General features: G+C 71.1%; 11 protein-coding genes and 1 pseudogene. All 12 read left to right on the top strand.

The window, feature by feature from the left end; genetic code table 11:
- Positions 1 to 232 (top strand): annotated as a pseudogene (locus G6030_RS04405) (DUF2786 domain-containing protein); the annotation flags it as partial.
- Positions 233 to 277: 45 nt separating this feature from the next.
- The gene (gene argC / locus G6030_RS04400) at positions 278 to 1,315 is read left to right on the top strand and encodes an N-acetyl-gamma-glutamyl-phosphate reductase (protein ID WP_182642327.1); all 1,038 of its coding nucleotides are present in this window, start codon (positions 278 to 280) and stop codon (positions 1,313 to 1,315) included.
- Positions 1,312 to 1,809 (top strand): hypothetical protein, encoded by a 498-nt coding sequence (locus G6030_RS04395; protein WP_182642326.1) that lies wholly within the window; start codon positions 1,312 to 1,314, stop codon positions 1,807 to 1,809. Before argC ends, G6030_RS04395 begins: the two co-directional genes overlap by 4 nt.
- A gap of 1 nt (position 1,810) precedes the next feature.
- On the top strand, positions 1,811 to 2,746 hold the full coding sequence (argB, locus tag G6030_RS04390; protein WP_182642325.1) for an acetylglutamate kinase: 936 nt from the start codon (positions 1,811 to 1,813) through the stop codon (positions 2,744 to 2,746).
- The gene (locus G6030_RS04385; RefSeq protein WP_182642324.1) at positions 2,743 to 3,957 is read left to right on the top strand and encodes an acetylornithine transaminase; all 1,215 of its coding nucleotides are present in this window, start codon (positions 2,743 to 2,745) and stop codon (positions 3,955 to 3,957) included. Before argB ends, G6030_RS04385 begins: the two co-directional genes overlap by 4 nt.
- On the top strand, positions 3,954 to 4,904 hold the full coding sequence (gene argF, locus G6030_RS04380) for an ornithine carbamoyltransferase (protein ID WP_182642323.1): 951 nt from the start codon (positions 3,954 to 3,956) through the stop codon (positions 4,902 to 4,904). The genes G6030_RS04385 and argF overlap by 4 nt, the downstream gene beginning before the upstream one ends.
- Positions 4,901 to 5,398, top strand: coding sequence for an arginine repressor (locus G6030_RS04375; RefSeq protein WP_131886594.1), 498 nt, complete (start codon positions 4,901 to 4,903; stop codon positions 5,396 to 5,398). Before argF ends, G6030_RS04375 begins: the two co-directional genes overlap by 4 nt.
- Before the next feature lie 68 nt (positions 5,399 to 5,466).
- A complete protein-coding gene (locus tag G6030_RS04370; RefSeq protein WP_007627020.1) occupies positions 5,467 to 6,666 on the top strand; it encodes an argininosuccinate synthase in 1,200 nt (399 codons plus the stop codon).
- Complete coding sequence (gene argH, locus G6030_RS04365) at positions 6,663 to 8,120, top strand: argininosuccinate lyase (protein ID WP_182642322.1); 1,458 nt, start codon at positions 6,663 to 6,665, stop codon at positions 8,118 to 8,120. Before G6030_RS04370 ends, argH begins: the two co-directional genes overlap by 4 nt.
- Positions 8,121 to 8,125: 5 nt before the next feature.
- Positions 8,126 to 8,347 (top strand): Trm112 family protein, encoded by a 222-nt coding sequence (locus G6030_RS04360; protein ID WP_108847226.1) that lies wholly within the window; start codon positions 8,126 to 8,128, stop codon positions 8,345 to 8,347.
- The gene (locus G6030_RS04355) at positions 8,344 to 9,057 is read left to right on the top strand and encodes a DNA-3-methyladenine glycosylase (protein WP_347238575.1); all 714 of its coding nucleotides are present in this window, start codon (positions 8,344 to 8,346) and stop codon (positions 9,055 to 9,057) included. Before G6030_RS04360 ends, G6030_RS04355 begins: the two co-directional genes overlap by 4 nt.
- Before the next feature lie 5 nt (positions 9,058 to 9,062).
- Complete coding sequence (gene tyrS, locus G6030_RS04350) at positions 9,063 to 10,334, top strand: tyrosine--tRNA ligase (RefSeq protein ID WP_347238574.1); 1,272 nt, start codon at positions 9,063 to 9,065, stop codon at positions 10,332 to 10,334.
- Positions 10,335 to 10,657 lie beyond the last annotated feature (323 nt).

The raw sequence follows: 10,657 nt of genomic DNA, 5'->3' as shown, positions 1-10,657 counted from the left end.
CGCCGAGCAGGGCGCCGTCGCCGGGAGTCGCGACGCGGCCGGGGCGGGGATCGTCCTCCGTTCGGACGCTCAGCGGGCGGACGCGGAGCTGCGCCGCCGGTTCCCGACCGCGGTGCGCGGCACCCGCCGACGGGTCGGCATGTCCGGGATAGAGGAGGGGCGCCGGGTGGGCGGCTCGGTGGACCTGGGGCAGCGCCGGTTCGCGGGGGGACGGCGCCAGCTGGGGGCCTGACCCCCCCACGTGCAAAAGATTGCAACCTCGTGCATACTCGTGCGCATGGCAATCAAGGTAGCGGTCGCAGGTGCTTCGGGATACGCGGGAGGGGAGTTCCTCCGCCTCCTCCTGGGGCACCCGGCCTACGTGTCGGGTGAACTCGAGCTGGGCACCCTGTCCGCCGGGTCGAACGCCGGTCAGGCGCTGGGTGAGCACCACCCGCACCTGCTGCCGCTGGCCGATCGGGTCCTGGCGGAGACCGACGCGCAGTCCCTCGCGGGCCACGACGTGGTGGTGCTCGGCCTGCCCCACGGGCACTCCGCGGCGATCGCCGAGCAGCTGGGGCCGGACGTCCTCGTCGTCGACCTCGGCGCGGACTTCCGGCTCTCCAGCGCCGAGGACTGGACGGGCTACTACGGTTCCGAGCACGCCGGGTCGTGGCCGTACGGGCTCCCCGAGCTGCCGGGGGCGCGCGAGGCGCTGCGGTCCACCCGCCGTGTCGCCGTGCCCGGGTGTTTTCCCACCGGGGCCACGCTCGCGCTGTTCCCGGCCGTCGCGGCGAAGCTGATCGACGCCTCGGCCATCACGATCGTCTCCGTCACCGGCGCGTCCGGCGCCGGCAAGTCCGCCAAGGTCCCCATGCTGGCCTCGGAGGTCATGGGCTCGGTCAAGGCGTACGGCGTCACCACCCACCGGCACACCCCGGAGATCCTCCAGAACCTCCGGTCGGTCACCGACGAGGAGGTGTCGTTGAGCTTCACCCCGGTTCTCGCGCCGATGGCACGCGGCATCCTCACCACCGCCGTGGCCCCCACCACGGCCGGCGCCGCCGAGCTGCGCGCGGTCTACACGGAGGCGTTCGGAGACGAACCGTTCGTCCATCTCCTGCCCGCCGGCGTGCAGCCCATGACCGCCTCCGTGCTCGGATCCAACGCCGTGCAGTTGGGCATCGAGGTGGACGAGCGCGCGGGCCGCGCGGTGTTCACCGCCGCGATCGACAACCTCGCCAAGGGCACCGCCGGCGGGGCGATCCAGTCGATGAACCTCGCTCTCGGCCTGCCCGAGACCGACGGGCTCGGCACGGTCGGTCTCGCCCCGTGACCGGCGCCGGACCGGCCGGCGCGGACGGCTCCGTCCCGGGCGAGGACCTGCGCGGCCTCGTCCGACGGACGTACATCGACGATCCCGGGAGCGTGTCCTGGTGGGCGCCGGTCGGCACCGCGGCCCGGCTCGACATCTCCGCGCCGGGCGTGTCCGAGGCGGCGCTGGCCGGCGAACTCCAGTGGAGCGCGCGCTGCGCACAGGTCCCCGCCACCCGCGCCGTGGTGTTGATCGGAGATGCCGGCGCCGGGGACACGGCCGCCGATTTCACCGCTGCACACCTCGTCGCCGAGAGCGTCGCCGAGTCGCTGGCCGCGGCGTCCGGGTCGCAGGTCGGCCCTATCGAGGTCCTCGTCTTCCGGCCGGACACCGAGCACTCGCCGCTGCCCGAGCCGGCGCCCACGGCCGACGGCGTCGAGTTCCGGTTCCGCCACCGCGGCGGCGCCGACGTCCATCTCGCCCTGACCATCCCCGACCAGCCCGGAGAGGCCTGACATGACCACAGCGATGAACGACGGGTCCACCGAGCTGACGCCGTTCGTCCGCGCGCACGTCCTCGCCGAGGCGCTGCCGTGGCTGCAGAAGTTCCACGACAAGATCGTCGTGGTGAAGTACGGCGGCAACGCGATGATCGACGACGAGCTCAAGAAGGCCTTCGCCGCCGACATGGTCTTCCTGCGCACCTGCGGCCTCAAGCCCGTCGTCGTCCACGGCGGGGGCCCTCAGATCACGTCGATGCTCACGCGGCTGGGGATGGAGGGGGAGTTCCGCGGCGGGTTCCGGGTCACCACCCCCGAGGTGATGGACGTGGTGCGCATGGTGCTGTTCGGGCAGGTCGGTCGTGAACTCGTCGGCCTGATCAACGCGCACGGTCCGTACGCGGTCGGCATCTCCGGCGAGGACGCCGGCCTGTTCACCGCCGTCCGACGGACCGCGATGGTCGACGGTCGGCCCACCGACATCGGACTCGTCGGAGACGTCGAATCCGTCGACCCGCGCGCGGTGCTCGACCTCATCGAGGCCGGGCGGATCCCCGTGGTCTCGACCATCGCCCCCGACGCCGACGGGACCGTCCACAACATCAACGCCGACTCCGCCGCGGGTGCGCTCGCCTCGGCCCTGGAGGCGGAGAAGCTCGTCGTCCTCACCGACGTCGAGGGGCTGTACACGGACTGGCCCGACCGTTCCTCCCTGGTGACCCACCTGGGCACCCGGCCCCTGGAGCGCCTGCTCCCGTCGCTGGAGAGCGGGATGGTCCCCAAGATGGAGGCCTGCCTGCGCGCCGTGCAGGGCGGCGTGCGCGCCGCCCACGTCATCGACGGCCGTGTCGAGCACTCCGTGCTGCTGGAGATCCTCACCGAGGGCGGCATCGGGACGATGGTGACCGAGGGCGATCACGAGACCCGCATACCGGCAGGAGACCACGCGTGAGCGAGAAGACCACCCCCACCCTCACCTCGAGGTGGGACACCGCCCTGATGCGCAACTACGGCACCCCGCCGCTCGAGCTGGTCTCGGGACGCGGTGCCACCGTCGTCGGTGCCGACGGCCGCGAGTACACCGACCTGCTCGGCGGTATCGCGGTCAACTCGCTCGGCCACGCGCATCCCGCGATCGTCGACGCGGTCGGCCGGCAGGTCGCCGAGCTGGGGCACGTGTCGAACCTGTACGTGCACCCGACGGTCGTCGAGCTCGCGGAGCGGCTCGAGTCCCTGCTGGCGGTGGACGAGCCGGTGAGGGCGTTCTTCTGCAACTCGGGCGCCGAGGCCAACGAGGCCGCGTTCAAGATCGCGCGCCGCACCGGGCGTTCGAGGATCCTCGCCGCCGAGAACGGCTTCCACGGTCGGACCATGGGCGCGCTGGCGATGACCGGCCAGCCCGCCAAACGCGAACCGTTCGAGCCGATGCCGGCCGGCGTCGAGTTCTATCCGTACGGCGACATCGACGCCCTCACCGCACTGGTGGAGAAGGACCCCGCTGACACCGCCGCCGTGCTCCTCGAGCCGCTGCAGGGCGAGGGCGGCGTCGTCGAACCGCCTGAGGGCTTCCTCGCCGACGTCCGCGCGTTGTGCACGGAGCACGGCGTCCTCATGATCGTCGACGAGGTCCAGACCGGGATCGCCCGGACCGGCGCGATGTTCGCCTCCCGCAAGGCGGGGGTGGTGCCCGACGTGATCACCCTCGCCAAGGGGCTCGGCGGCGGGCTGCCGATCGGCGCGTGCCTCGGGATCGGCGCGGCCGGTGAGCTGCTCACCGCAGGCCAGCACGGGACGACCTTCGGAGGTAATCCGGTCTCGTGCGCCGCCGCGCTCGCCGTGCTCGACACGATCGAGTCCGATGACCTCGTGGCGCACGTCGACCGGCTCGGCAAGGTCATCTCCGCGGAGATCGAGTGCCTCGATCATCCGCTGATCGACCACGTGCGGGGACGGGGGCTGCTGCTCGGCATGGTGCTCACCGCCCCGGTGGCCAGGTCCGTGGAGGAGGCCGCGCGGGGGGCCGGCTATCTCGTGGGGGCCACGACCGCCGACGTCGTCCGGCTCGCCCCGCCGCTCATCCTCACCGAGGGGCAGGCCGCCGAGTTCGTCTCCGCCCTGCCCGCGATCCTTGACACCGCGTCCCAGAAGGAGTCCTCGTCATGACCGGTGCGCCCGCGCCCTCCCGCTCGGTACGCCACTTCCTGCGCGACGACGACCTGAGCCCCGCCGAGCAGGCCGCCGTCCTGGACCTCGCGCTGCAGCTCAAGTCCGAGCCGTTCTCCGCGCGCCCGCTGGAGGGCCCCCGCTCCGTCGCCGTGATCTTCGACAAGACGTCGACGCGCACGCGTTTCTCCTTCGACGCCGGGATCGCGCACCTGGGCGGGAACGCGATCGTCGTCGAGTCCGGTTCCACCCAGATGGGCAAGGGCGAGACACTGGAGGACACCGCGAGGGTGATGTCCCGCTACGTCGAGGCGATCGTGTGGCGGACGTACTCGCAGGACGGGCTCGTCGAACTCGCCGCGCACTCGGACGTCCCGGTCGTCAACGCGCTGAGCGACGAGTTCCACCCCTGCCAGATCCTCGCGGACCTCCTCACCATCCGGGAGAACTTCGGCCACACGGCGGGCCTGCGGGCCGTGTACCTCGGCGACGGGGCCAACAACATGGGCCACTCCTACCTGCTCGGGTTCGCCACGGCCGGCATCCACATCACCATCGCCGCCCCCGACGGGTATCAGCCCTCCGGTCAGGTGGTGGCCGACGCCGAGCGGATCGCGGAGGCCACCGGCGGATCGGTTCACATCACCACCGACGTCGACTCGGCGGTCGAGGGAGCCGACGTACTCATCACCGACACCTGGGTGTCGATGGGCATGGAGGACTCCGCGACCGACCGCCTGCGCGACCTGGCCGACTACCGGCTCGGCCAGGAGGCGGTGGACCGGGCCTCCGACGACGTGATCGTCCTGCACTGCCTGCCGGCGTACCGGGGCAAGGAGATCTCCGCCGACGTCATCGACGGTCCCCGCAGCCGGGTGTTCGACGAGGCGGAGAACCGGCTCCACGCCCAGAAGGCACTGCTCGTCTGGCTCCTGGAGCGGGCGTGACCTCGGTCGGCGCCGTGAGTCGGACGGTGCGGCACGCCCGGATCACCGAGATCCTCCGGCGCCGCCCGGTCCGCAGCCAGACCGAGCTCGCCGAGGCGCTGGCAGAGGAGGGCATCGCGGTCGCGGTGGCCACCCTCAGCCGTGATCTGGACGAGCTCGGTGCCGTCAAGCTCCGCGCCGCCGACGGGGGAGCGGGCCGCTACGTCATCCCGGAGGACGGGAGCCACGTCCCGGGCATCCCCGGGGGCACCGACCGGCTGGCCAAGCTGCTCGGCGAGCTGCTCGTGTCCGCCGATCACAGCGGCAACATCGCGGTCCTGCGCACCCCGCCGGGGGCCGCCAACTTCCTCGCCAGCGCCCTGGACCGCGCCAACCCGGACGACGTCGTCGGCACCATCGCCGGGGATGACACCATATTCGTGATGGCCCGCGAACCCGTCTCCGGAGCAGAACTCGCGGACCGACTCGCCGCGCTGGCCCGACGCCAGCTCTGAGCGGGCGACCCGCGGACGAGCCGCACACCCAGACCCACAGACCCACAGCACACACCAAGGAGAACACCATGTCCGATCGCGTCGTCCTCGCCTACTCCGGCGGACTCGACACCTCCGTCGCCATCAGCTGGATCGGCAAGGAGACCGGTGCCGAGGTCGTCGCCGTCGCCATCGACCTCGGCCAGGGTGGCGAGGACATGGACGTCGTGCGCCAGCGCGCGCTGGACTGCGGCGCCGTCGAGTCGATCGTCGTGGACGCCCGCGACGAGTTCGCCGAGGAGTACTGCGCCCCCACCATCAAGGCCAACGGTCTCTACATGCGGCAGTACCCGCTGGTGTCGGCGATCTCCCGTCCCCTCATCGTCAAGCATCTCGTCACCGCGGCGAAGATGCACGGCGGCACGTCCGTGGCGCACGGCTGCACCGGCAAGGGCAACGACCAGGTCCGCTTCGAGGTCGGCTTCGGCGCGTTGGCACCGGATCTCGACGTGATCGCGCCGGTCCGCGACTACGCGTGGACCCGCGAGAAGGCGATCGAGTTCGCCGAGAAGAACGAGATCCCGATCAACGTCACCAAGAAGTCGCCGTTCTCGATCGACCAGAACGTGTGGGGTCGCGCCGTGGAGACCGGCTTCCTCGAGGACCTGTGGAACGCCCCCACCAAGGACGTCTACGACTACACCGAGGACCCGACCATCAACTTCGCCGCCCCCGACGAGGTCACCGTGACCTTCTCCGAGGGCGTGCCGGTCGCCATCGACGGTCGCAAGGTCACCGTCCTCGAGGCGATCGAGGAGCTCAATCGCCGCGGCGGTGCGCAGGGCGTGGGCCGTCTCGACATGGTCGAGGACCGGTTGGTGGGCATCAAGAGCCGTGAGGTGTACGAGGCGCCGGGCGCGATGATCCTCATCACCGCGCACAAGGCCCTCGAGGACGTCACCCTCGAGCGTGAGCTCGCCCGCTACAAGTCCGGCGTCTCGGACGAGTGGTCGAACGCGGTCTACGACGGACTGTGGTTCTCGCCCCTGAAGTACGCGCTGGACGCCTTCATCGACAACACCCAGCAGCACGTGTCGGGCGACATCCGGATGGTCCTGCACGGCGGGTCGATCACCGTCAACGGCCGCCGCTCCGACTCCTCGCTGTACGACTTCAATCTCGCGACCTACGACGAGGGCGACTCGTTCGACCAGAGCTACGCGAAGGGCTTCGTCAACCTGCACGGTCTGAGCTCCAAGATCGCCGCCAAGCGGGACCTCGGCCTGTGAGTGCCGAGCAGAGCGACCGCGGGCGGGCGACCGGGGACGACAGGCACAGGACCAACACCGGCGCCCTGTGGGGCGGCCGGTTCGCCGGCGGCCCGGCGGAGGCCATGGCAGCCCTGAGCAAGTCCACCCATTTCGACTGGGAGCTGGCGCCGTACGACATCCGGGCGTCCAAGGCGCACGCCCGGGTGCTGCACCGGGCGGGTCTGCTCACCGGCCCGGATCTGGACGCGATGCTCGACGGCCTGGATCGCCTCGCCGCGGACGTCGACTCCGGCGCGTTCGTCCCGGCCGAGTCGGACGAGGACGTCCACGGCGCCCTCGAACGCGGGCTGATCGACCGGGTCGGTCCCGAGGTCGGCGGACGGCTGCGGGCCGGCCGCTCGCGCAACGACCAGGTCGCCACCCTCTTCCGGATGTGGCTCCGCGACGCGGTCCGCGCGGTGGCGGCGGGCGTGCTCGACGTGGTCGACGCCCTCGTCGCGCAGGCCGACGCCCACCCCGAGACGATCATGCCGGGCAAGACCCACTTCCAGGCCGCACAGCCGGTGCTGCTCTCCCATCAGCTGCTGGCGCACGCGCAGCCGCTGCTGCGCGACCTCGACAGGATCCGGGATCTGGACCGCCGGCTGGCGGTGTCGCCGTACGGGTCGGGTGCGCTGGCCGGGTCCTCGCTCGGCTTGGACCCGGACGCGATCGCCGCGGAGCTGGGATTCGACCATGCGGCGGACAATTCGATCGACGCCACGAGTTCGAGGGACTTCGCGGCCGAGGCGTCCTATGTGCTCGCACAAATCGCGGTCGACCTCTCCCGCCTGGCGGAGGAGATCATCGCCTGGTCTACCCCGGAGTTCGGGTACGTCACGCTCGCCGACGAGTGGTCGACGGGCAGCTCGATCATGCCGCAGAAGAAGAACCCGGACGTCGCGGAGCTGATGCGCGGTAAGACGGGACGGCTCATCGGCAACCTCACCGGGTTGCTCGCGACCCTCAAGGCGCAGCCGTTGGCCTACAACCGGGACCTGCAGGAGGACAAGGAGCCGGTCTTCGACTCCGTCGCGCAGCTGGACCTGCTCCTGCCCGCGATGGCGGGGCTCGTCGGCACGCTCGAGTTCCATCCCGAGCGACTCGCCGAACTGGCGCCGGCCGGGTACACGCTGGCCACGGACATCGCGGAGTGGATGGTCCGCCAGGGCGTCCCCTTCCGGGTCGCGCACGAGGCGGCCGGTGAGTGCGTGCGGGTGGCCGAGAGCCGCGGCGTGGGGCTGGACGAGTTGGACGACGACGAGTTGGCGGCCGTGGACCCCGCGCTCACGCCCGAGGTGCGCGAGGTCCTCACCGTGACCGGCTCGGTCGCGTCGAGGAACGCCCGTGGCGGGACCGCGGGGGAGGCGGTGGCGGAGCAACGCCGGCGGTTGGGCGAGGTCCGTGACCGGTTCGCCGCGTGGGTAGGGTGAGACGCATGTCCGTCATTGACGCACGTCTGCTCGAGATCCTCGCCTGTCCCGAGGACAAGGGCCCCCTCCTCCTGGTCGACGGGGAGACGCTGTACAACCCGCGGCTGCGCCGGGCCTACCGGATCGACGACGGCATCCCCGTCCTGCTGGTCGACGAGTCCCGGCAGGTCGACGACGCCGAGCACGCGGACCTCGTCGCCCGGTCGGGCGGCACGCCCGCGGAGTGACTCCTCCGGCGGGCGCGTCCGGGGCCGACCGCGACGCCACGAGTGACGACGACACGGGTGGCGAGCGGTTCCGGGAGTTGTTGCGCGAGTCGTCCCCGGACGAGGCGGCGCGGTCGCTTCTCGGCGGGATCCTCACGCACGACACGGTCTCGGTGCGCGTGATGGAGGTCGAGGCGTACGGCGGGCCCGCCGATTCGGCGTTCCCCGACGCGGCGGCCCATACGTGGCCGGGTCGTACGGCTCGCAACGAGGTGATGTTCGGCGACGCCGGTCACCTGTACGTGTACCTGAGCCACGGGTTGCACCAGTGCGTGAACATCACCTGCCGACCTCAGGGTGAGGGAGGGGGTGTGCTCCTCCGTGCGGCCCGCGTGGTGGGGGGCCACGAGACCGTGGAGACCCGCCGGCCCGGCATCCCGGCGGAGCGCATCGCCCGCGGTCCCGGCAACCTCGGACGCACGCTCGGCATCGATCTGTCGATGCGGGGCACCGACGTGTTGGACCCCTCGTCGTCGATCCGTTTCCGACCCGCGCCGGTTGCCGACGACCACATCCGCTCCGGTCCGCGCGTCGGGGTCTCCCGCGAGACGGACCGCCCCTGGCGGTTCTGGCTCGCCGGCGCGCGGGAGGTCTCCGCCTACCGGCGGAGCCCACGCGCCCCGCAGGTCACCCGCCCCGTGGTGGCCGGTCGCACCGATGGGGGACAATGACGGTCGTGACCAACAACATCCTCGATGAACTGCAGTGGCGTGGGCTGATCGCCCAGTCGACCGACCTGGACGCGCTGCGCACCCACCTCGACGCGGGGACGGTCTCGCTCTACTGCGGGTTCGACCCGACCGGTCCGAGCCTGCACGCCGGGCACCTCATCCCGTTGCTGACCCTGCGCCGGTTCCAGCTGGCCGGGCACCGGCCCATCGTCCTCGCCGGCGGCGCCACCGGGATGATCGGCGACCCCCGCGAGGTGGGGGAGCGCGTCATGAACACCTCCGACACCGTCGCCGAGTGGACCGAGCGGATCGCCGGTCAGCTGGAGCTGTTCGTCGACCTCACCGAGGGACCCACCGGTGCGCGGGTCGTGAACAACATGCAGTGGACCGGGCACATGTCGGTCATCGAGTTCCTGCGCGACGTCGGTAAACACTTCTCGCTCAACACGATGCTCGGCCGCGACACCGTCAAGCGTCGCCTCGAGGGCGAGGGCATCTCGTTCACCGAGTTCTCCTACATGCTGCTCCAGGCGAACGACTTCCTGCAGCTGCGCCGCAACATGGGGTGCACGCTGCAGCTGGGTGGCTCCGACCAGTGGGGGAACATCATCGGCGGTGTCGACCTCAACCGGCGGGTGGACGGCGAGACGGTTCACGCCATGACGGTCCCCCTCGTGACCTCCGCCGACGGCAAGAAGTTCGGCAAGTCCACCGGAGGCGGCAGCCTGTGGCTGGACCCGTCCATGACGAGCCCGTACACCTGGTACCAGTACTTCCTCAACACCGCCGACGCGGACGTCGTGCGCTACCTGCGGTGGTTCTCCTTCCTCGGGCGTGAGGAGATCGACGAGCTCGAGGCGTCGACCCGCGACAAGCCCCACCTGCGTGCGGCGCAGAAGCGCCTCGCCGAGGAGATGACGACGCTCGTGCACGGCGTGGCCGCGACGGAATCCGTCCAGGCCGCCGCGCAGGCCCTGTTCGGCCGAGGCGAGCTCGGCGGGCTCGACGAGGCGACGCTCGCAGCGGCGCTCGAGGACGCCGGCGCTGTGGAGATCGCCCCGGGCAGCCCGACGACCATCGTCGACCTCCTTGTGGCCTCCGGGCTGAGCGAGAGCAAGGGTGCTGCTCGGCGTGCGGTCGGTGAAGGGGGCGCGTACGTCAACAACGAGCGGGTCTCGGACCCCGAGTGGACGCCGTCCTCCGGTGACCTCCTCCACGGTGGATGGCTGGTCCTGCGGCGTGGCAAGAAGAGCTTCGCCGGCGTCCGCATCAGCTGATCCGCGCCTGCCGACGACGACGGCGCCGGCTCGTGCCGGCGCCGTCGGCCGTTAGCGGGGTTGACCTGCGAGTTTGCGTTTCCGTTCACGCCTGCGTAACTTATTGGACGTCGCCGAGAGCAGCCCGGACCGAGAGGCCCGAGCCGCCCGAGGAGACAGGCTCCAGCAAGTGGGAGCGCCAAGCCGGTTTGACACGGTGAAGCGAGACCGCTAAGTTGGAGAAGTTGCCTCGAAAGGGGCGGCGATCACCCCGGAAGCTGTCTGGTCGTTGTGGCTGGGCGTGGATGGTGTGTGGGTGTTGTTTGAGAACTCAACAGTGTGTT

Origin of the sequence: Dietzia sp. E1 (assembly GCF_014145015.1) — a bacterium.
Lineage (GTDB): Bacteria > Actinomycetota > Actinomycetes > Mycobacteriales > Mycobacteriaceae > Dietzia > Dietzia cinnamea_A.
This window is presented reverse-complemented; position numbering and strand designations above follow the sequence as displayed.

Coding starts and splice junctions, on each gene's coding strand:
- G6030_RS04360 (WP_108847226.1), top strand. CDS start 8,126: ATGTCCGTCATTGACGCACGTCTGCTCGAGATCCTCGCCTGTCCCGAG.
- argF (WP_182642323.1), top strand. CDS start 3,954: ATGACCGGTGCGCCCGCGCCCTCCCGCTCGGTACGCCACTTCCTGCGC.
- argB (WP_182642325.1), top strand. CDS start 1,811: ATGACCACAGCGATGAACGACGGGTCCACCGAGCTGACGCCGTTCGTC.
- G6030_RS04370 (WP_007627020.1), top strand. CDS start 5,467: ATGTCCGATCGCGTCGTCCTCGCCTACTCCGGCGGACTCGACACCTCC.
- argC (WP_182642327.1), top strand. CDS start 278: ATGGCAATCAAGGTAGCGGTCGCAGGTGCTTCGGGATACGCGGGAGGG.